This is a genomic window from Burkholderia sp. WP9 (assembly GCF_900104795.1).
Classification (GTDB): domain Bacteria; phylum Pseudomonadota; class Gammaproteobacteria; order Burkholderiales; family Burkholderiaceae; genus Paraburkholderia.
Map to the genome: position 1 here is coordinate 1,746,114 of NZ_FNTG01000002.1, position 19,991 is coordinate 1,766,104.

19 protein-coding genes are annotated in these 19,991 nt (G+C 64.0%); 7 read left to right on the forward strand and 12 right to left on the reverse strand.

Features of this window, described 5'->3' with window-relative positions:
* Positions 1 to 3: 3 nt before the first annotated feature.
* Positions 4 to 279 carry a hypothetical protein gene (locus BLW71_RS28945; protein WP_091805096.1) on the reverse strand — a complete coding sequence of 92 codons (276 nt, stop codon included), beginning with the start codon at positions 277 to 279 and terminating at the stop codon, positions 4 to 6.
* Between the two features lie 218 nt (positions 280 to 497).
* Here BLW71_RS28945 and BLW71_RS28950 point away from each other — a divergent pair, with 218 nt between their 5' ends.
* Positions 498 to 701 (forward strand): cold-shock protein, encoded by a 204-nt coding sequence (locus BLW71_RS28950; RefSeq protein WP_007178724.1) that lies wholly within the window; start codon positions 498 to 500, stop codon positions 699 to 701.
* 112 nt (positions 702 to 813) lie between these two features.
* Here the strand turns inward: BLW71_RS28950 and BLW71_RS28955 are convergent, their stop codons facing one another.
* Positions 814 to 2,436, reverse strand: coding sequence for a methyl-accepting chemotaxis protein (locus BLW71_RS28955; RefSeq protein ID WP_091805098.1), 1,623 nt, complete (start codon positions 2,434 to 2,436; stop codon positions 814 to 816).
* Positions 2,437 to 2,705: 269 nt separating this feature from the next.
* Between BLW71_RS28955 and BLW71_RS28960 the strand changes: the two genes are divergently transcribed.
* From BLW71_RS28960 to BLW71_RS28970, 3 genes are all read left to right on the forward strand, one after another.
* Positions 2,706 to 3,140, forward strand: coding sequence for a PaaI family thioesterase (locus BLW71_RS28960; protein WP_091805101.1), 435 nt, complete (start codon positions 2,706 to 2,708; stop codon positions 3,138 to 3,140).
* Between the two features lie 116 nt (positions 3,141 to 3,256).
* Entirely contained in the window at positions 3,257 to 3,559 is a 303-nt protein-coding gene (locus BLW71_RS28965) for an ArsR/SmtB family transcription factor (RefSeq protein ID WP_091805103.1), read from the forward strand.
* A 54-nt stretch (positions 3,560 to 3,613) separates the two neighbouring features.
* Complete coding sequence (locus BLW71_RS28970) at positions 3,614 to 4,966, forward strand: pyridoxal phosphate-dependent decarboxylase family protein (RefSeq protein ID WP_091805106.1); 1,353 nt, start codon at positions 3,614 to 3,616, stop codon at positions 4,964 to 4,966.
* 160 nt (positions 4,967 to 5,126) lie between these two features.
* Here the strand turns inward: BLW71_RS28970 and BLW71_RS28975 are convergent, their stop codons facing one another.
* The 9 genes from BLW71_RS28975 to BLW71_RS29015 form a co-directional block, all read right to left on the reverse strand.
* Entirely contained in the window at positions 5,127 to 5,975 is an 849-nt protein-coding gene (locus BLW71_RS28975; RefSeq protein ID WP_091805109.1) for an ureidoglycolate lyase, read from the reverse strand.
* A 56-nt stretch (positions 5,976 to 6,031) separates the two neighbouring features.
* The gene (locus tag BLW71_RS28980) at positions 6,032 to 6,775 is read right to left on the reverse strand and encodes an SDR family oxidoreductase (protein ID WP_091805112.1); all 744 of its coding nucleotides are present in this window, start codon (positions 6,773 to 6,775) and stop codon (positions 6,032 to 6,034) included.
* Between the two features lie 64 nt (positions 6,776 to 6,839).
* A complete protein-coding gene (locus BLW71_RS28985) occupies positions 6,840 to 7,670 on the reverse strand; it encodes an amidohydrolase family protein (protein WP_091809021.1) in 831 nt (276 codons plus the stop codon).
* Between the two features lie 7 nt (positions 7,671 to 7,677).
* Complete coding sequence (locus BLW71_RS28990; RefSeq protein ID WP_091805115.1) at positions 7,678 to 8,718, reverse strand: aldo/keto reductase; 1,041 nt, start codon at positions 8,716 to 8,718, stop codon at positions 7,678 to 7,680.
* A gap of 135 nt (positions 8,719 to 8,853) precedes the next feature.
* The gene (locus BLW71_RS28995) at positions 8,854 to 10,173 is read right to left on the reverse strand and encodes a UxaA family hydrolase (RefSeq protein ID WP_091805118.1); all 1,320 of its coding nucleotides are present in this window, start codon (positions 10,171 to 10,173) and stop codon (positions 8,854 to 8,856) included.
* Positions 10,174 to 10,216: 43 nt separating this feature from the next.
* Positions 10,217 to 10,543: a UxaA family hydrolase gene (locus BLW71_RS29000; RefSeq protein WP_177205137.1), complete on the reverse strand. Its 327-nt coding sequence runs from the start codon at positions 10,541 to 10,543 to the stop codon at positions 10,217 to 10,219.
* 25 nt (positions 10,544 to 10,568) lie between these two features.
* Positions 10,569 to 11,618: an ABC transporter permease gene (locus tag BLW71_RS29005; RefSeq protein WP_091805124.1), complete on the reverse strand. Its 1,050-nt coding sequence runs from the start codon at positions 11,616 to 11,618 to the stop codon at positions 10,569 to 10,571.
* Positions 11,608 to 13,128, reverse strand: coding sequence for a sugar ABC transporter ATP-binding protein (locus BLW71_RS29010; protein ID WP_091805127.1), 1,521 nt, complete (start codon positions 13,126 to 13,128; stop codon positions 11,608 to 11,610). Before BLW71_RS29010 ends, BLW71_RS29005 begins: the two co-directional genes overlap by 11 nt.
* Complete coding sequence (locus BLW71_RS29015; RefSeq protein WP_091805130.1) at positions 13,125 to 14,174, reverse strand: sugar ABC transporter substrate-binding protein; 1,050 nt, start codon at positions 14,172 to 14,174, stop codon at positions 13,125 to 13,127. The genes BLW71_RS29010 and BLW71_RS29015 overlap by 4 nt, the downstream gene beginning before the upstream one ends.
* A gap of 345 nt (positions 14,175 to 14,519) precedes the next feature.
* Between BLW71_RS29015 and BLW71_RS29020 the strand changes: the two genes are divergently transcribed.
* The 3 genes from BLW71_RS29020 (at position 14,520) to BLW71_RS29030 (ending at position 17,090) form a co-directional block, all read left to right on the forward strand.
* Positions 14,520 to 15,308: an IclR family transcriptional regulator gene (locus BLW71_RS29020; RefSeq protein WP_091805133.1), complete on the forward strand. Its 789-nt coding sequence runs from the start codon at positions 14,520 to 14,522 to the stop codon at positions 15,306 to 15,308.
* 104 nt (positions 15,309 to 15,412) lie between these two features.
* Positions 15,413 to 16,435, forward strand: coding sequence for a fimbrial protein (locus tag BLW71_RS29025; RefSeq protein ID WP_091805136.1), 1,023 nt, complete (start codon positions 15,413 to 15,415; stop codon positions 16,433 to 16,435).
* Positions 16,436 to 16,544: 109 nt separating this feature from the next.
* Positions 16,545 to 17,090, forward strand: coding sequence for a hypothetical protein (locus BLW71_RS29030; protein ID WP_091805141.1), 546 nt, complete (start codon positions 16,545 to 16,547; stop codon positions 17,088 to 17,090).
* 147 nt (positions 17,091 to 17,237) lie between these two features.
* Here the strand turns inward: BLW71_RS29030 and BLW71_RS29035 are convergent, their stop codons facing one another.
* Complete coding sequence (locus tag BLW71_RS29035) at positions 17,238 to 19,667, reverse strand: bifunctional acetate--CoA ligase family protein/GNAT family N-acetyltransferase (protein WP_091805146.1); 2,430 nt, start codon at positions 19,665 to 19,667, stop codon at positions 17,238 to 17,240.
* Between the last annotated feature and the right edge of the window lie 324 nt (positions 19,668 to 19,991).

A 19,991-nucleotide genomic window follows, 5' to 3' on the forward strand; every position in this document is an offset into this window, starting at 1 on the left:
CGATCAGTACTCTTCGCGCTGCCAGGTGCTCCAACCGGTGTCGGCAGATTTAAAACGCATATAAGTTGCGCTTTGCCCGGTGGGGGTGTCCGATGCGTCGCCATGCGGCTTGCGATCGGTCGTGTGGAGGGCGAAAGCCTGGCGGTCCGCGGTATCGACCGTAATACGGCCGATCGGGTCCGGGGCGCCTTCTTGAGGGGATTTAGACTCCAATATCGCCAGATAGGGGGTCAAACGACTCCAGAACGAGGTAAGTTCTTCTTGCAAATAATGTGTCAATGTTTTTCCTGGAAGAGTAATACAAGCAGTTTACCCTACCGGGCGGAGCGGCCTTCCAATTGCTTCCCAAGCCGGAAAAATGCCGATGCGGGGGAATACCCGAATACTGGTTGGTTGGCGTCCGTCATAAAGACGTGATACAACTCCTACTTCGCGCTCGATCTCGCGTTGAGAAATAGCGGTCGCGAATGCAACACACAACATTTACTGGATTAAAAATGGCAACAGGTACTGTGAAGTGGTTTAACGATGCAAAGGGCTTTGGCTTCATCACGCCGGACGACGGCGGCGAAGACCTGTTCGCGCACTTTTCGGAAGTTCAAGGCAGCGGCTTCAAGTCCCTGCAGGAAAACCAAAAAGTGACGTTTGAAGTTAAGCAAGGCCCGAAGGGCAAGCAAGCTGCGAACATCCAGCCGGCCTAAGTACCGTCAGGTACTTTGAGGCACCCTTAGGCGCTTGCGTCTAATGCAAAATGGCCCGCTTTGGCGGGCCATTTTCTTTGTCTGACGGTTTAGTTTTTTGTGCTTGAGAGGGCTAAATCGCGCGCATGCCGGACAACGAAAAATCGGCTGATGGGCCACGCGCCTCGTCGAATTGTTGCGTGCGCAACACAGATTCCGAAATTTCGAACACGGAAACCGCCTGCTTTAACTGCTGCGTCTGCTGATGCAGCGAAGCCGCCGCTGCTGCGGCCTGTTCGACGAGCGCCGCGTTCTGCTGCGTCATCTCATCCATCTGCACCACCGCCTGGTTGACCTGCTCGATACCCGTGCTCTGCTCGAGCGACGACGCGCTGATTTCCGCCATCATCTGCGTGACGCGCGAAATCGAGGCGGACACGTTGCTCATCGCTTCCCCGGCATGCTCGACCAGCGCCGAACCGCCCTGAATCTCGGCGACCGATTCGCTGATCAGCGTTTTGATTTCCTTCGCCGATTGCGCGCTGCGCTGCGCGAGGCCGCGCACCTCGCCCGCCACCACGGCGAAGCCGCGCCCCTGCTCGCCGGCGCGGGCCGCTTCCACGGCCGCGTTGAGCGCGAGAATATTGGTCTGGAACGCGATGCCGTCGATCACCGAAATGATCTCGGCGATCTTGTCCGAGCTCTGCGCGATGCCGCGCATCTTGTCGACCACCTCGTTGACCACTTCGCTGCCGCGCGAGGTCGCCTCAAGCGCGGTTTCGGCGAGCGCATTGGCCTCCCGGGCGTGCTCGGCGTTCTGACGCACGGTGGCGGTCAATTCCTCCATGCTCGACGCGGTTTCTTCCAGCGACGCCGCCTGGCTTTCCGTGCGCGCCGACAAGTCGGCGTTGCCGGTCGCGATTTCGTCGGCGCCGAGGTGGATCGAGTCCGCGGATTCGCGCACGGTTTGCACGGTACGCGCGACGCTCGCCTGCATTTTCGCGAGGCCCGAGAACAGCCGGCCGATCTCATTGGTGCCGCGCGCGGCGATCGGCTGGTCGAGGCGGCCTTGCGCGATACGGTCGAAGTGTCGGCCCGCTTCTTCCAGCGGCGCCACCACGCCCCGGCGCAGCGCCGCATAGACGGCGAACGTGCCGGCCACCAGCGCCAGCAGGATCACGATGCTGACGGCGCGAAACGTGGCCATGCGCGTATCGATCGAATCGAGCGATGCGCGGCTCGCCGCGTTGCCGAACTGCACGAAGTTATGCGACTCGCCGAGGTAGGCGTCCTGGAACGACTGGGTCGGCTGGTCGAGAAAGGCCTGAATGTTGTTCGCGTCGAGAAACTGCACCAGCTCCGCGAGCGCGTCGTGTAGCTTCTTGTAGCGCTCGGCGAGGGCCGCGGCACGGGCGCCGTTCTCGTCGCCGGTCTTGGGGGCGCTCATGAAGGCCGCGAACGACTGGTCGGCGGCCGTCAACTGTTCGCGGGCGTGCTGCACGATGTCGGTCGGCTCGGAGCCGCCCCGCACCATGCGCGTGCCGGCGCGCGAGAGATTGATGCGCGCGTCCATCAGATGCTGGGTCGTTTCGTTGACCGCGTCCACCTGCTTCAAGGCGATGTTAGACAGATCGTTCACGTCGTCGTGGGTACGCGTGAGCGACCAGAACCCCAAACCGACCGTGACAAGCTGGAAAACGCAGAATGCGGCCAGAACACACAACAGGCCGGATGCGACCTTGATCTTGCTGAACATCGTGAATACCTGAAGGCAAAGAATAACGGGAGCTACGTCAGGGTTAACGGCATCGCCGAGCCGCGCTTGAGACCAATTCCATCAAAGATCGTCTTACGTCCCCTTTACATCGGCCAACTTCACCATTGCAATCACTTCGCACAACAATGCATGGAGCAAATTACCGATTCCCCTTGACGCGGCGCGTGCGCGCTTCCTAGAGTGGGTAGGGACTGCACGACGCAGGCCAGTGCAGATTGCCACCGCGGGCTATGCCCGAAGGACTCACAATGACCGACCTCCTCGACCGGGCGCGCGGCGCACTGCATGCCCAGCCGTTCAGCATGCTGTTGGGCGCAGAGTTGATGCACACGGGCACCAACGAACTCACGCTGAGTCTGCCGATCCGCGACGAGTTGCGGCAACAGCACGGCTTCGTGCATGGCGGCGTCATCAGCTATCTCGTCGACAATGCACTGACGTTCGCCGGTGCGCTGCTACTCGGGCCCAAAGTCGTGACCGGGGAATACAAGATCAATTACCTGCGCCCGGCCATCAACGGCACGCTGATCGCGCGCGCAAAGGTCGTCTACGCGGGCCAGCATCAGGCCACCTGCCAATGCAACGTGTTCGTGATGGAAGGCAACCGCGAAAAGCTGATTGCCGTCGCGCAGGGCACCGTGAACCGGATCAGCGAAAGCGGCGAACACGAACACGGCAACTGAGACCGTAGCCTTTCCTGAAGCACATCGCGCCGTCATCGAGGCGCTTGTTCACGTTTCGTCATTTAGCTAATATACGAAACGTTATCCACCGATGGCTCCATTCGGCGCACTGCCTCATGACAGACGACCTCACGCGCATCAACGCGCTCGCGAATGCCAGCCGGCTCGCCGTCATGCGCTGGCTGAAGGAGCCGACGCTGCATTTCCCGTATCAGGACCACGCCGATATCGAAACGGTCGGCGTATGCTGCACGTTCATCACCGACAAGCTCGGCATCGCACCCGCCACGACCACGCGCCACATGCGCATCCTCGCCGATGCGGGACTCGTTCGCGCGCAGCGGATCGGCAAATTCACCTATTACAAACGCATCGACGCCGAGTTGCAGAAGCTCGGCCGCGACCTCGCCAATCTGTAGGCGCGCGGTATTCACGAGACCGCGCCGCCACCTTCCCGACAGCTCAGGAGCCACATGGACGAACTCGCACTTGCCACCGACGCGGACCAGCGCGCGCACGCTTACCTTGCCGGTATCGGCAAACGCCAGGTGTTTCCAGACGCGGCCGCGCTTCAGCAACTCGCGGACTTCGATGAAGCCTTCCCGCAACACGGCCACGCGCCCGCCGACGTACTGCGCCTGCTCGACGAAAGCGGATCGCCCGGCACGGTCGCGTCGAACGATCCGCGCTACTACGGCTTCGTGATCGGCGCGGTGTTGCCGGCCGCGGCGGCGGCCGAACGTTTGATGGGCGCGTGGGACCAGTGCGCGTCGACCTTCGACAACTCGCCGGTCGCGGCCACCATCGAGAAGATCGCGGCGCGCTGGGTGCTCGACGCGCTCGATTTGCCGCGCGAAGCGGCGATCGGCTTCGGCACCAGCGCGACGGCGTGCACGCTCGTGTGCATCGCGGCCGCGCGGCGCGCGCTGCTCGCACGCAAGGGTTGGGATTTCGACAACGACGGCCTGGACGGCGCGCCGCCGGTGCGCGTCGTGATCTCCGAGATGGCGCATATCACCGTGAAAAAGGCGTTGCGCGTGCTCGGCTTCGGCATGAAGCGCGTGATCGCCGCGCCCGTGGATGCGCATGGCCGCATCGATCCCGCGCAGTTGCCGCCGCTCGACGACATGACGATCTTCTGCGTGCAAGCCGGCGAAGTGAACACCGGCGAATTCGATCCGTTCGCGGAAGTGATTCCTCGCGCCAAGGCGGCCGGCGCGTGGGTCCACGTGGATGGCGCGTTCGGCCTGTGGGCGCGCGCCTCGTCGAAACGGGCGCTGACCGAGGGCATCGACGGCGCGGATAGCTGGACCACCGACGGCCACAAGTGGCTCAACACACCGTACGACGGCGCAATGGCGATCTGCCGCGACGCGCGCGCGATCTCGGCGGCGATGAACAGTGACGCGGTCTATCTGAGCGGCGCGCATGACGCGCAGAAGAATTTGAACCTGGAGTTCTCGCGCCGCGCGCGCGGCATTCCAATTTGGGCCGCCTTGCGTTCGCTCGGGCGCAGCGGCGTGCAGGAGATGGTCGACCGGCATTGCGCGCAGGCTTCGCGAATTGCCGAAGGTCTGCGCGCCGCCGGCTTCGAGGTGTTGAACCGTGTCGTGCTGAACCAGGTGCTGGTGCGAGCGAAGACCGACGCGCAGACCGTCGCGATTCGCGAAGCGGCGCAGGCGTCGGGCGAAACGTGGTTCGGTCAGACTGTCTGGCAAGGCCGGCCGGCGTTTCGCATCAGCGTGTCGTCGTGGCGCACGGAAGACAAGCACGTCGATCAGTTGGTGGCGTTGCTTGCGCGTTTGCTCGCCGAGCAGCGCGCCTGAGCGACGCGCCGGCGGCTCGCCTGTCGATCGTCGAGCGGCTCCGCTCGCGCAACGGCTCACGGAGCAGCGCCATCAAACCGCAGCGGCGCACACAAAAAAGGCGGTTCCTGCTCGATACAGGAACCGCCTTTCTTCATGCAGCCAAACTCGCCAGCGAGACTTACTCCGCCGCGTAGGTCTTCTGCGTTTGCTCGCCCAGACCTTCAATTCCCAGGCGAATCGTCTGGCCCGGCTTCAGGTACACCGGATTCGGCTTCACGCCCATGCCGACGCCCGGCGGCGTGCCGGTCGAAATCACGTCGCCCGGTTGCAGGCTCATGCACTGCGATACGTACGAGACCAGCTTCGCGACGCCGAACACCATCGTCTTGGTGCTGCCGTTCTGATAGCGATGGCCGTCCACTTCGAGCCACAGGCTCAGGTTCTGCGGGTCGGCGACTTCATCGCGCGTCACCACCCACGGGCCGATCGGGCCGAACGTGTCGAAGCCCTTGCCTTTGTCCCACGTGCCGCCCTTTTCGATCTGCCATTCGCGTTCCGACACGTCGTTGATCACGCAGTAACCGGCGACGTAATCGAGCGCGTTGGCTTCGTCGATATATTTCGCCGGCTTGCCGATCACCACGCCGAGTTCCACTTCCCAATCGGTCTTCTTCGAGCCGCGCGGAATTTCCACGTCGTCGTTCGGGCCGCTGATCGCGCTCGTCCACTTGTTGAAGATGACCGGTTCGGCCGGCACCGGCAGATTCGATTCCGCCGCGTGATCCGCGTAATTCAAGCCGATACAGATGAACTTGCCGATCTTGCCGACGCACGGACCCATGCGCGGATTGCCTTCGACCAGCGGCAGCGAGGCCGGATCGAGCGCGCGCAGCCTGGCGAGACCTTCGTCGGTTAGCGCGGCGCCGTCGATATCGGCGACCACTTTCGACAGATCGCGAATCTTGCCTTGTGCGTCGAGCAAGCCCGGCTTTTCCTGGCCCTTCGGCCCATAACGAAGCAGTTTCATCCTGACACTTCCTTTGAGTGGTGTTCGGTTCGTGGTTCAGCTTGGGTCGGCGTACCTCAGTTCGACCAGCCGCCGTCGATCACATGCGCGTGGCCCGTGGTGAACGACGATTCGTCGGACGCGAGATACAGCGCCAATGCGGCGATCTCTTCCGGCTTGCCGATACGGCCCATCGGCTGACGCGCGACGAAAGCCGCCTGCACGGCGTCCAGCGTCGCGCCCTGTGCCTGAGCCTGGTCGACGATCCGCTGTTCGAGCGACGGCGAAGCCACAGTGCCCGGGCAGATCGCGTTACAGCGTACACCACGCGTGATGAAGTCGGCAGCAACGGATTTGGTCAGCCCGATCACCGCGGCCTTGGAGGCGCTGTACGCGAAGCGGTTCGGCACGCCCTTCACGCTCGACGCCGCCGACGACATATTGATGATCGAACCGCCGCCGTTGTCCAGCATGGCGGGCAGGAACGCGCGGATCGTGCGGTACATCGCCTTCGCGTTCAGGTCGAACGCGAAGTCCCAATCCTCTTCGCTGCATTCGAGAATGTTGCCCGCATGCACGAAGCCCGCGCAGTTGAACAGCACGTCGATCGCGCCCAGTTCGGCGGCCAGCGCCTTGATCGCCGCGTTGTCGCGCACGTCGAGCTTGCGGGCGTCGACCGGCTTGCCGGCAAGTCCGTCGATGCGGATGTCAGTGGCGATCACACGCGCGCCTTCGCGTGCGAAGAGTTCGGCGGTGGCGAGTCCGATGCCTTGTCCTGCCGCCGTGATCAGGGCCGTCTTGCCGGCCAGTCTTTGTGTCATCTACGACTCCAGTTGAATGGGCTGTGCATTTGCTTTTGCTTCTGCTGCTTGTCTCTTCCAGAAATCAAAGTCGATAAAACGCAGCGGCATTGCCGCCGAAAACGGCTTCGCGCTCGCCTTCGCTCAAGGAGCCGAGCAGCATATTTGCCACCGAATGCCAGAGCAGATAGTCGCCGTTCAGATCGAGCACCGGCCAGTCGCTGCCCCACATCAACCGCGCCGGCCCGAACGACTTCAGCAGATGCTCGACATACGGCTGTAGCGTTGCCTCGGTCCAGCCGGGCGAGGCCTCGGTCACGAGACCCGACAGTTTGCAGTGCACATTCGGCAGTTTCGCGAGCCGCGTAATCGCGTCGGCCCAGCCTGGATAACCGGCGTGCCCGTAGCGGATGGGCGGCTTCGCCCCGTGATCGACCACGATACGCAGCGCCGGAAACCGCGCCGCGAACGTTTCGAAAGGCTCGACGTGTCGCGCGTAAATCAAACCGTCGAACGCGAGGTCGTGTGCGATCAGCGCTTCGATCGCGGGGGCGAGATCGGGGTTGGTAATCCAGGTATCGTCGGGCAAATCCTGCAGCATCGGCCGCACGCCCTTGAACTTCGGCTCGTGCGCCAGCGCTTCGATCACGGCCGGCGCCGTGGGCAACAATAACGGCACCCAGCCGACCACCCCGGCAATCGACGGCTCATGCCGCGCGAGGTCCAGCAAATAGCGAGTTTCGTCGATGGTCGGGGCCGCCTGCACCACCACCGTCCGTTCAATGCCCACGCGCTCTCGCAACGGTTTGAGATCCGCCGGGCCAAACGTCCGGTACAAAATCTTCAGTTCCGGCGTGAGCCACTCGTAGTCGCCGCGAGCGGGGTCCCAATAGTGCTGGTGGGCATCGATAAGCATCGTCAAATCAACTCTCCGGCGCGGGCGCGCGGTTGTCGAGCAAGCCTTCGTCACGCAACGCGGACCACAAGCCCGCGGGGATCGGCTGCTCGAACGACGCCGCGTTCTCGCGCAATTCGTCGGCACTGCGCGCGCCGGTCAACACCGTGGCGACCGCCGGATGCGCATACGGAAACTGCAAGGCGGCGGCCGCCAGCGGCACACCGTGCGCACGGCACACCGCTTCGAGCCGCGCGACGCGCTCGATCACTTCGCGCGGCGCCTCGCCGTAATTGAATTTCAGATCACCTTCGACGCCGCGCGCCAGAATGCCCGAGTTGAACGCGCCGCCTAACAGGATGCTGACGCCGCGTTCTTCACAGGCCGGCAGCAGGTCGTCGAGCGTGGTCTGTTCGAGCAGCGTATAACGGCCCGCGAGCAACGCGCAATCGATATCGAACTCGGCCATCGCATCGAGTATTACCGCACCTTCATTGACGCCGAGTCCGACGGCCTTGATCGCGCCCGCCGAGCGCAATTTGTCCAGCGCGCGAAACCCGCCGCCTTCGGTCAGTTGCCGCCAGTAATGGGGATGATTGTCGCCATGCGTGGCGCGGCCGATATCGTGCACCAGCAGAATGTCGATATCGACGATACCGAGGCGCTGCTGGCTGTCTTCGAACGAGCGCAGAATGCCGTCGTGCGTGTAGTCGTAAATGGCTTCGAAAGGGAGCGGGTTTTGCCAGCCTTCCTTGTCGTCGAAAGGCGTGGTGCGCGGCACGAAACGGCGGCCCACCTTGGTGGACAGCACGTAGTCGCCGCGCGGATAGCGCCGCAAGACGTCGCCCAGGCGATGCTCGGCCTTCGTGTTGCCGTAATGCGGCGCGGTGTCGAAATAACGCACGCCGGCGTCCCACGCGGCGGCGATGGTGGCGTGGGCTTCTTCATCGGACAGGTCGCGGTAGAGGCCGCCCAAGGGCGCCGTGCCGAGTCCCAATCCGCTCACCTGCACCGCCCCACGGCCGATGCGGCGCCGTTGCCCGATCTTCGATGCGATCGTTGCCGTCATTCAGCGCGTCTCCAGTATCGACCGGAGTTGACGCTTCAGCGCTAACTCCGGTCCCATTCGTGTTTTACCATGCACGCGCAGCATGTGCCCGCAGCGTGTACGACCTGCTTGCCGGAAGGCCTGCGGACAAACCGCTCAGTGCGGCTCGATCGCGACGACCCGGTGCTGCGACGCGGCGCTCGAGGGCAAGCAAGCCGGGCCGACCGGATCGAACGTCTTGTAGGTCAGGATGAATTCCTGATGGCCGAGCGTTTCCGACTTCGAGGCCGCGCCACCCGACACCGCCACGGTTTGCTCGAACACTTCGCGGCCGACTTCGTCGAGTGTGCCGCGGCCTTCGAGAATACGACCCGCGTCGACATCCATGTCGCCGGCGAGGTTGCGATACGTCGCCGGATTCGCGCACACCTTGATGACCGGCGAGATCGCCGAGCCGACCACCGAGCCGCGCCCGGTCGTGAACAGAATCACATGCGCGCCACAGGCGATCAGCTCGCCGATCTCGGCGTTGTCGCTGATGTTCGGAAAGCCGAAGCGCGGTTCGCCGTCGGGCACCACGTCGAGCAGATACAGGCCGCCGGTTGGCGGAATGTCGCCGGGTTTGACGATGCCGACAATCGGCGACGCCCCGCTCTTGGCATAGGCGCCCAGCGACTTTTCTTCCTGCGTGGTGAGGCCGCCGTCCGCGTTGCCGACCGCAAAACTGCCGTGGCCGAGAATCGAGTAATAGCGCGCTGCCTTCGCGACACAGGCAACGATCTCTTCACCAAGTTCGGGCCGTGACGCGCGCGTTTTCATATGGAACTCGCAACCCACCAGCTCGCCGGTTTCTTCGAAAATGCACGTCGCGCCCGCGTCGATCAGATGGTCGAACGCGCGGCCCACGGCCGGATTCGCGGTGATGCCGCTGGTGCCGTCCGAACCGCCGCAAATCGTGCCGATCACCAGTTCGCTCAGCGCCATCGGTACTTTCTCTTGCGCGGCGAGTTGCCCGCGCACACTGCGAATCCAGTCGACGCCGTATTGAATCGTGCTGCGCGTGCCGCCCTTTTCCTGGATGGTCAGCACTTCGACCGGCCGGCCGCTTGCGCGCACCACGTCCACCAGATAGTGCTTGTTCATGCTCTCGCAGCCGAGCGAGACGAACAACACCGCGCCCACGTTGGGATGCGTGGTGAGCCGCTCGAGCATTTTTTCGGCATAGCTGTTCGGATAGCAGCCGGGAAAGCCGATCAGATGAACGGGCGGTTCGCGTTCTGCGGAAGGATCGTCGAACGCATCGAGCGGCTCACGAAACTGCGTGACGATCTCGCGCGCGACGTGATGCGCGCATTCGACCAGGTAAGCCACCGCGACCACATTGCGGATGCCCTTGCGGCCGTCGCGGCGCAGGTAACCTTGCAGCGTGGGCTGCTGCGATGCGGCGGATGGAGATGCTACGGAAGTGTCAGTCATGATCATTCCAGCGCGGCGTAAAAGCCACGACATTGTGCTCACATCAGTGATGGACGAACTCGTGGCCCGCGTCGTGCGTATAGGTGGGCAGGTAGTCGCTCTCGAGATTGTGCGTATGCAGATGCGCACCGCGCGCCACTGCTTCCGTCACGTGACCGATCACTGCGCCGTAGCGCAGCACCTTGTCGTCTTTCGCGAGTTCATGGCGCGCCACCTTGTGACCGAGTTCGATGGTTTTGGTGAGCGTCACGCGCTCGCCTTCAATCTCGACCTGCGTGCCGCCGTCCAGCCGCGCCGCCGCGATCAGGCAGTTGTCGGCGGGGCTGAGCAGGATCAGGCGTGGGTCCGTTTGCATGGGGCGGCTGGTCAAGTGAGGTCTCCGGAATGCGTGTGCATTAGTTCTGGCCTTCGCCGCTTGCGAGGCGCGCCACCATCAGCGAGCCCAGGATGATCGCGCCGTAGATCGCCTGGATCCAGAAAGACGGCACCTGGGCAAGCGTCAGCAGGTTCTGCACGACGCCGAGCAGCAGCACGCCGGTGAGCGCACCGAACATGGTGCCCTTGCCGCCGTCGAGCGAAATGCCGCCGATCACCGCTGCCGCGAACACCGTGAAGATCATGCCGTTGCCCTGGTTCGCGTTGATCGCGCCGACATAGCCGGTCACGATCAAACCGCCCAGCGACGCGAGCACGCTGCCGAGCACGAACACGCCCCACGTAATGCGCTCAACGCGAATCCCCGCGGCGCGCGCCGCCTCGGGATTGCCGCCGATCGCATACAACGCGCGACCCAGCCGGTGATAGCGCAACACGAAGGCCGCGATCGCGAACGCCACCGCCGCGAGCCACACGGACAGCGGCAAACCGAACACGATGGTGGTCGCAAGCGTGAAGAACGACGGCGGCATATCGAACAGCGTGCCGCCCTTGGTCGCACCGACCAGCATGCCGCGCAGCACGATGAGCATGGCCAGCGTGACGATGAACGCGTTCAGCCGCAAACGCACAACCAGAAAGCCGTTGATGAAACCGATCACCGCGCCGACCGCCACGATGGCCAGCAAGCCGGCTGCCGCAGGCCATTGCAGGCCGAAGCCCGCGGACGCCGCCGGCATCACCAGCATCGCGCCCACGGCGGGCGCAATGCCAACCGTCGATTCGAGCGACAAATCGAACTTGCCGGTCAGCACGATCAGCGATTCGGCGAGCACGACCAGCGCCAACGCCGCGGAGGCGCCCAGTACGCTGATGAGATTCGCTTTGGTCAAAAAGCTGGGGCTGACAAATGCGCCGATCACGATCAGCAATGCGAGCGCGGGCAGCAATGCCAACTCGCGCAGGCGCGCGAGTTCGGAGCGCGCGCGTTTGCCGCGAGTGGACTGCGCCAGCGGCTGAGCCTGAGCTTGCGCGGTGCCGAAGGCGGGACTGGGCACACTATTCTTCATGGAGACTGACTCCTTCAACGGATGCGATCAGGTCGTGGTCCTGCCAACCCGCCGGAAATTCGGCCGCGACACGGCCACGGAACATGACCAGCACGCGGTCACAGGTGCGCAGATCGTCGAGTTCGCCGGACACGACCAGCACGGCCTTGCCCTCTTCGCGCACGCGATCCACGACGGAGAGCAGTGCTTCTTTCGATTTCACGTCGACGCCTGCCGTGGGATCGATCAGCACCAGCACATTGGGATTGGTGGCGAGCGCACGCGCCATCACCACCTTCTGCTGATTGCCGCCCGACAGGCCGGACACCACATGCTCCGGACCTTGCGCAACGATGCCGAGCGCGTCGATCATCTTCTGGCCAAACGCGTTCTTCTTCGCCGGCGGGGCGATGCCGAACTTGCCGAGCAAACGCGCGATCGTCATCGAGGCGTTTTCCGCGACCGATTGCGTGAGCACGAGGCCTTCGTGATGACGATCCTTCGGCACACAGCCAATGCCGTGCGCGAGCGCCGCGGGCACGTCGCCGGGCGGCAAGGTCTTGCCATCCACCCGGATCGCGCCGCGTTTGGCGGCACGCAGGCCGGCAATCGCTTCGGCCACGCTCGTACGGCCGCTGCTCGTCGCGCCGGTCAGGCCGACCACTTCGCCGCGCCTGACGGTGAACGACACGCCTTCGTAATCGGCGCCCGCGAGGCCGTCGACGTGCAGCGCGATCGCCGTGTCGGCGGGCAATGCGTCGCGCGCCGCCGCGTCGGCGACGGCCAGACCGCCGCGTTCGCCGGTCATCGCTTCGATCAACTGTTCGCGCGGCAGCGCTGAAACCGGTGCGCTGACGATATGCCGCGCGTCGCGCAGCACCGTCACGGCCTGGCAGATTTCATAGACTTCCTGAAGATGGTGCGAGATGAACAGGAAGGTCACGCCTTCGCGCTGCAACTCGCTGATGCGCCGGAACAGGCGCTTGATTTCGTCGCCGTCGAGCTGCGCGGTCGGTTCGTCGAGAATGATGAAGCGCGCGCCGTACGACAGCGCACGCGCGATTTCCACGAGCTGCCGTGCCTCCACCGTCAGATCGCCGGCGCGGGCGTCTTCGCGCACGTCGATCTTCCAGTGATCGAGCAGCTCGCGCGCGTCGCGCCGCATGGCTTGCCAATCGATCACGCCGCCGCGCAGCGGCTGCCGGTTGATAAACAGATTCTCCGCGACGCTCAGGTCGCGGATGATCGTCGAATGCTGATAGACACACGCCACGCGCTCGCGCCACGCGTCGCGATCCGCGATCGACGGCGCGGCCGCGCCGCTGAAACGCACCTCGCCGGTGTCGGGCTTGCGCAGGCCGGTGAGGATCGACACCAGCGTCGATTTACCCGCGCCGTTGCGCCCGACGAGCGCATGCGACTCGCCGGGCATCACGCGGATGCTCACGTCTTTCAGCGCGGCCGTCGAACCGAAGCGTTTGGTGACTTCGAACGCTTCGACGACGGGCACGGAGGGCGTGGAATCGCTCATTTGACGGTATTGCCCCACAAGGCTTTGTCGTCGACATTCGACTTCGTCACGAGCGGTGCGGGCAGTTGGTCTTCCAGAATGCCCGGCGCCAGCTGGATGATGTTGCTGCCGTGATCGGTCGGGCCCGGCTTGAAGGTCTGCCCTGCCAGCGCCGCCTTGATATAGAACAGCCCGTACTTCGCGTACGAATCGGCGGGCTGCGACACGGTTGCGTCGATATCGCCGCGGCGGATCGCATCGAACTCCTGAGGAATGCCGTCGTTGCTGACGATCACGACATGCTTCGCGTCGCCGACAGGAAAGAGCATTTGCTTGCGGCGCAGGGTTTGCAGCGTCGGCGACAGATAGACGCCGCCTGCCTGCATGTAGATGCCTTTCACGTCGGGATTCGCGGTCAGCAGGCTGTCGAGCGCGGTCGCCGCGACGTCGCCTTTCCAGGCCGCGGGAATCTCCAGCACCGACACGCCAGGATAGCCTTTCATGCAAGAGCGGAACGCTTCGGACCGGTCGCGTCCGTTGACCGAGGCGAGGTCGCCCATGATCTGCACGACCTTGCCCGACTTCACGTGATCGCCAATGTACTTGCAGGCCTTTTCGCCATACGCGCGATTGTCGGCGCGGACCACCATCGCAACCTTGCCTTGTGTGGGCGCGACGTCCACGGCGACCACGGGCACGTTCTTAGCCGCGGCGGCGTCGAGCGCGCGGCTGATCGCCGCCGAATCCAGCGGGCCGACCACGATGCCCTTCGCACCGAGGTTCAGCAGGTTGTTCATGTCCGTGATCTGCTGCGCGGGATCACCGTTCGAATTGACGGGCGCAAGAATGTCGAGGCCTATGTCCTTCGCGTACTTGGGCAGATAGTTGTTGTACGACTGCCAGAATGGCGACGTGAGCAGCGGCAGGCCGAGGCCGATCTTGCCTGCGTCGGCGGCCTGCGCGGCGCCGGTCACGCCAAGGCCGGCGAGACAGACGGCGGCCGCCGCGGCGGATAGCGAACTGCGGAACAAACTGCGAGCCGCGTGCGGCCCTTTCGCGAACGACATGGTTGTCTCCTGATTTGCGTTGTTGAACTGCGTGAACCGACACGGAATGCCAGCACTTCGTCCTGCGCTTTCTTATTGAGGGCCCCCAAACCTGCCGATTCGCGCGAGGCCCCCGAGGGTGCGCGAAAGAATTTGGGATGGCCCAGTGTTTTTCTTGTCGAGTATTGGCGTGCGTTCATTCACCAATGAACGTATTATTCATATACGGACTTTTCGAAGTCAAGCAATGTGCACTGCACCAAGCGTCCGTGTTTTCCCTGGACCGGTGCCAGCTCGCACGAGATTCGTCACGCACTTACACTCACGCGCCAGATAATGAGAACTGCACACGGAACCTCGCTCACGATGGACGCAGAAGACAAAGACGACGCCGACCGTTATCGTGCCCCGGCGCTCGACAAAGGCCTCGACATCCTCGAACTGCTCGCCGAGCAGAAGGAAGGCCTGACGCGCGCCGAAATCACCAAACTGCTGGGACGCAACGCGAGCGAGATGTATCGCATGCTCGAACGGCTGGTCGCGCGCCAATACGTGGTGCGCTCGGCGGCGGGCGACCGCTATTCGCTCAGTCTCAAGCTGTACGCGCTCGCCCATCGTCATCCGCCGATGAACCGTCTGATCTCCGAAGCGCTGCCGCTCATGCAGCGCTTTGCCGATGCTGCCGAACAATCGTGTCACCTCGTGGTGTACGACCGCGGCAATCTGCTGGTGATCGCGCAGGTGGATGGTCCCGGCACGTGGGGTATGTCGGTGCGACTCGGTTCGCGCGTCGGTCTGATCGATACGGGGTCGGGCCGCGTGATGCTCGCGTTTCAAAGCATCGAGCAGCGCGAACAGATGCTGGCCGAACATACCAAGGTGAAGGGCGAGGTGACGATCGACCGTGACGCGCTCGAACAGGCTTGCGCGCGGATTCGCGCGGCGGGCTTCTCGCAGAAGGACAGCCAGCAGACGTTCGGCGTGACCGACGTCACGTTTCCGATCCAGGGGCCGTCCGGCCAGGCGATCGCGGCCCTCACCTGTCCGTACCTGCGGCGTATCGACGAATACGTCGCGCCGACGCTGGAAGCCGCCACCGCGCTGCTGCGCGAGACAGTAGAGGCGTTGTCAATGTTTCGTGAGAATGCCGCGTAGCGTGACGAACCGTCGCGTGTATTCACCGGGCTAAACAAGTACTATGCGAGGCCGCCCGAATTCCCTCAGGCAGTTGCGAATTCACTCGCATACGAAACTCTGCCATGCACGAGTACCCTCCCCGAATTGCACGTCGTCGATGTCTCGCTGTTGCCACTCTGGGCGCCGCCGCGCTCGGCGCACTGACAGTTAGCATGCCTGCTGATGCATTTCCACAGTGCACGGTCACCGGGAACGGATCCGTCGACTTTGGCACGATAACGGTGCCGCACGATGCGCCAATTGGTTCATCGATTGGTCCGCCCGTGTCCATCACGTTGTTGGTAAGCTGTCCGCGCAATGACTATGATGGCGGACACGGCTATTTTCTCCAGTACGCCGCCTACGCAGGTGTAAACGCATCCGTGCGCGATGTGTGGGATACGAGCTTGACGGGCATCGGAGTCCGGGTCACCGACGTCACTTATAACAACGCAATTCTGTCGCGTACACGGGAGGGGGATTTTGCGCCGGCCGTCGGGTCCGGGGTAACGTATAACGCCAACTATGTTTTCACATTTCAACTCGTGAAAACCTCGGCTGAAGCAAGCAACGGACAAATCCTCAACCTCGTGTTGGCGTTGCTGAAAAGTCACGACATTAGTCACAATGTCGACTCCGCGCCTCTCAACACTTTGTCGATCGGTACAGCGACAATCGCCGCGAGTACCTGCGACGTGACGACGCCGTCTCTCAGCGTCTCGCTACCGCCGGTCGCTGCGAATGCATTTCCCGCGCGGGGTGCAACGGCCGGCAATACGAATTTCAGCATTGGTCTGTCCTGCCAGCCTGGCGCCAACGTTTTCGTTACGCTGACCGACGCTACCGATCCGGGCAACACAACGAGCAGTTTGACACTCACCGGCGATTCGACCGCCTCGGGCGTCAATCTCCGTGTGCTGGACAGTAACGGATCGCCGGTCAGTTTCGGACCGGACTCGGCTGCACCGGGTACGACAAATCAATGGCTGGTCGGCCCGTCAGCGACCACAACCGGCATCCCGCTCACGGCACAATACGTTTCAACCGGCAAGGTTTCACCTGGCACGGTAAAGGGGCTGATGACCTTTACATTGAGCTATCAATAGGCCAAGCACCCGGGCTCGAAACCGGACCGCTCCCGCACATGGTTTAGAATGGCGACCCTCTCAAAAATCACGCCGCATGGGTTCGCTCATGCGCGCCCATCGATAAGCAATGGCGAAACTTCTGACCGATTCCGAATTCCAGCGTTTTTCCGAACTCCAGCAGAAGCAGTCGAGCTTCACGATCACGCCTGAAGAAGCCGACGAACTGCGCGACATCGTCGCTCACGCGCAAAAGCGGCGCGACGATCGCGCGGCGGCGATGCAAAGCATCGAGACCTTTATTCAGCAATTCGACATCAGCCCGGACGAGCTGTTTTCGCCGGAGCAGATCGGCGAGGCCGCGCGCACATATGGCCTGATTCCGGCCGCGAAGAAAGAACGCGTGCTGCCGCCGCAATTCACGTTCAACGGCAAGCCGTACCAGTGGACGGCGCGTCCGCTGCCGGACGATATTCGCGTGCCGCTGTTCGATGCGTTCAAGGCCGGTGAGTCGGTCAAGTCGTTCATCGCGACGCCGAAGGATGCGAGCCGTTGCGCTGCGACCATTGCGCGCCTGGAGCGTGAGACCGGCGCGGTGTATGGCGATGCGTGGCTTGAAGAACTGTCGGTGACGCGCACGCAAGTTGACGAAGCTGCGGCCAAGCTGGCGGCCTGAGGCGGTTTAGCTCATTCACGCTTCCTGCGGCGAGATGCCTCCAGCGCCTCTCGCCGCTTAGATCACAGCTTCGATCACCGCTGCGATTGCCGCAGTTGCCGCGCCGCGCCGCCGACCCGCTGTACCGGCGACGCGACGGTGATCCATTTAACTCTGCACCGTTGGCGCACCGCCTTCCGCGCTTGCGTCGGCCGGTTCATCCAGCGCCATACGAAAGCCAACGACACCCGGATCCTCCGTCCGCGTAATCGTAAAGCCGCAAGCTTTGGCGAGCGAGATCATCGCCACATTCTCGCGCAGTGCCTCGCCGATCAGCCAATGCGTGCCGCGCGCCCGCGCGTATTTGATGATCCGGTCCATCAGCAATTGGCCGAGACGCCGGCCTTTCTGGTCCGAGCGCACCGCCACCGCGAATTCGGCCGTTTCGTTGTCGGGATCGGCGACCGCGCGCACCACGCCCAGTGTCCGCGAGAAACCTTCTTCGCTTCGCACGGTGGCGATCAGCGCCATTTCGCGGTCGTAGTCGATCTGCGTCATGCGCGCGAGTTGCGAGTGGTCGAAGCTGCTCACCGCGCCGAAAAATCGCAGGCGCAAATCTTCGGGCGTCATCGCTTCGACGAAGTCATGATGCGCGGCCTCGTCTTCCGGACGAATGGGCCGCACCGTCACCCGCAAACCCTGCCAGTCCAGCGTTTCTTCGAAGCGGCGCGGATACGGCACGATCGCGAGGCGGCTGCGCTTCGCCGCGACGCTCAAGGAAGGATCGACCACCGTCACCTGATCGCGATACACCCTGAGCGTCAGCGTAAGTCCGACGAGTTCCTTGACGTCGCACACGGCTTGCGAGAGCCCCGTGAGCGCGGCCAATGCCGGTTCCGGCGCAACCAGCCGCGCGTAGTGCGAGCGCGCGACGATGTCACGTGCGAGCATGGGATTGAGCGGCGGCAAGCCGTAAACCCGCAGCGGCTCGGCCAGGCCATCAACCGACGGCGCCGTGAAGCGGAATACGGGGCCGAAGTTGTCGTCGTCGTGAAGTTCGACGATGAGGTCGACTACGGGCTTGCCGGCTGATCCAGAGCTGGCTTCCGTGCCATCGGCGGCCTGCGGCGCAGTCTCCACCCGCAATCCGAATCGCTCCAGAAACCGCGCCGCTGCTTCGCCGGTGAGTTGGTGCTCACCTGCGGCGAGCGCTTCGCGTGCCTGTGCTTGAGCCGCGTCGATTGCGGCGGGGATTTGCGCCGGCAAACCCTCGGGCGTCTGCATCAGCAGTTCGCGTCCCATCCGATAATCGACCAGCCGCGCGAAGGCGCGCGCCAGCCGCTGCGGTGTCGTATGAACGGGAATGCCCTGCGCATGGAGCGCGTCGCGCGTGGCGGCATCCACGCCGCCGAAAAAGCACGCGAGCAAACCGCGATACGCGAAGCGCTGATTCGCGATCAAGGCTTGCGCCACTTCGCCCACCGGTGCGCTGTGCGTCGACGCATGCACGACGAAAGCCGTGCCCGTACTCCGCTGGTTCGCCAGCAGTTCGAGGGCGGTCCCGAAGTGCTCGGGGCGCGCGTCGTCGCCGAGCCGCAGTGGATTGCCGCCGATCGCATGCGGCAATGCCTGTTTCAATGCCTCGGACGCTTCGTCGGGCCACGGCGCGAGCGTGTCGCCGGCCGCCGCGAAGGCATCGCAGGCGAGCGTGGCGAGGCCGCTGTCGCTCGTAATCAGTGTGGCCGTTGCACCCGCCGCCACGCGGCCCACGCCCAGCGTCTCGATTTCGTCGAGCAGATCGTCGAGCGAGTCGACCCGCACCATGCCCGCACGGCGGAACGCAGCGGTGTAGAGTCCGTCGGCGGGATCGGCGCGGCCGGAGCGCAGCGCCAGCACCGGCTTGTTGCGCGCCGCCGCGCGAGCGGCCGACATGAACTTGCGCGCCGCGCGCACGCTGTCCAGTTCGAGCAGGATGGCGCGTGTGCCGGGGTCGCTGGCCAGATAGTCGAGCACGTCGCCCGCGTCCACGTCCGCCTCGCCGCCGAGCGCCACGGCGTGCGAAAAGCCGAGGCCGCGCGCCCGCGCCCAGCCGAGCACGGCATTGGTCAGCGCGTTCGACTGCGATACCCACGCGACGCCGCCCGCCTTCACCGTGCACGACGGCGCGCCCAGATGCGCGCGCAGCGCCGGCGACACCACGCCGAGACTGCCCGGCCCGACGATCCGCAGCAGATTGGGCCGCGCTGCCGAGAGCGCATGCCGCAGCGCGAGCCGGTCGTCATCGCTGCGCACCTCGCCGACAATGATCGCCGCGCGCGTGCCCAAGCCACCGAGCTGACGGATGATGCCCGGCCACGTCGCCGGCGGCGTGCAGATCACCGCGACTGTGGGCGCTTCCGGCAAGTCGCCGGTCTCGCCGATCACGGCATGGCCGCCGAGCGTCTGATACTTCGGATTGACAGGCCAGAGCGGCCCGTCGAAGCCTCCTTCCAGCACGCGCGTCCACACCATCGCGCCGGTGCTGCCGGGCCGCTCGGAGGCACCGATCACGGCGACGGATTTGGGTCGAAACAAGGCGTCGAGATTGCGAACGGTCACGGGCGCTCCAGGACTGGGGACAGCGAGCCGCGTGGCGGCCGGGCATGCGTCTCCGTCAGCATAGGCGAAGTCGGGCGCTCGCGCGGCGCTTCTCGGCGAACACGTCGGTTGCGGCGCATCGCCGACGACAGCCCTGGGCGCGCAGCGGATATTTCTTATCGAGATCAAGCAAAATGACAGAGGCAAATGCGACAATCGCCAGGCCGCCACGATGGCGGCCTATTTTGAATAATCGCTGGCCCATGGTGATTCAAATCATGCGCGCAGGAGACGCTCGCAAGGACGTGTGCTTGAGAGACAACGCGCGGCTGGCGACGCACCACG

What these genes read in the sequence shown, in the direction of transcription:
- BLW71_RS28980 (WP_091805112.1), bottom strand. Translation starts at nt 6,775, where the DNA reads ATGACACAAAGACTGGCCGGCAAGACGGCCCTGATCACGGCGGCAGGA.
- BLW71_RS29010 (WP_091805127.1), bottom strand. Translation starts at nt 13,128, where the DNA reads ATGAGCGATTCCACGCCCTCCGTGCCCGTCGTCGAAGCGTTCGAAGTC.
- BLW71_RS28960 (WP_091805101.1), top strand. Translation starts at nt 2,706, where the DNA reads ATGACCGACCTCCTCGACCGGGCGCGCGGCGCACTGCATGCCCAGCCG.
- BLW71_RS29025 (WP_091805136.1), top strand. Translation starts at nt 15,413, where the DNA reads ATGCACGAGTACCCTCCCCGAATTGCACGTCGTCGATGTCTCGCTGTT.
- BLW71_RS28975 (WP_091805109.1), bottom strand. Translation starts at nt 5,975, where the DNA reads ATGAAACTGCTTCGTTATGGGCCGAAGGGCCAGGAAAAGCCGGGCTTG.
- BLW71_RS29020 (WP_091805133.1), top strand. Translation starts at nt 14,520, where the DNA reads ATGGACGCAGAAGACAAAGACGACGCCGACCGTTATCGTGCCCCGGCG.
- BLW71_RS28955 (WP_091805098.1), bottom strand. Translation starts at nt 2,436, where the DNA reads ATGTTCAGCAAGATCAAGGTCGCATCCGGCCTGTTGTGTGTTCTGGCC.
- BLW71_RS29030 (WP_091805141.1), top strand. Translation starts at nt 16,545, where the DNA reads ATGGCGAAACTTCTGACCGATTCCGAATTCCAGCGTTTTTCCGAACTC.
- BLW71_RS29005 (WP_091805124.1), bottom strand. Translation starts at nt 11,618, where the DNA reads ATGAAGAATAGTGTGCCCAGTCCCGCCTTCGGCACCGCGCAAGCTCAG.
- BLW71_RS28990 (WP_091805115.1), bottom strand. Translation starts at nt 8,718, where the DNA reads ATGACGGCAACGATCGCATCGAAGATCGGGCAACGGCGCCGCATCGGC.
- BLW71_RS28970 (WP_091805106.1), top strand. Translation starts at nt 3,614, where the DNA reads ATGGACGAACTCGCACTTGCCACCGACGCGGACCAGCGCGCGCACGCT.
- BLW71_RS28995 (WP_091805118.1), bottom strand. Translation starts at nt 10,173, where the DNA reads ATGACTGACACTTCCGTAGCATCTCCATCCGCCGCATCGCAGCAGCCC.
- BLW71_RS29015 (WP_091805130.1), bottom strand. Translation starts at nt 14,174, where the DNA reads ATGTCGTTCGCGAAAGGGCCGCACGCGGCTCGCAGTTTGTTCCGCAGT.
- BLW71_RS28950 (WP_007178724.1), top strand. Translation starts at nt 498, where the DNA reads ATGGCAACAGGTACTGTGAAGTGGTTTAACGATGCAAAGGGCTTTGGC.
- BLW71_RS28965 (WP_091805103.1), top strand. Translation starts at nt 3,257, where the DNA reads ATGACAGACGACCTCACGCGCATCAACGCGCTCGCGAATGCCAGCCGG.
- BLW71_RS28985 (WP_091809021.1), bottom strand. Translation starts at nt 7,670, where the DNA reads ATGCTTATCGATGCCCACCAGCACTATTGGGACCCCGCTCGCGGCGAC.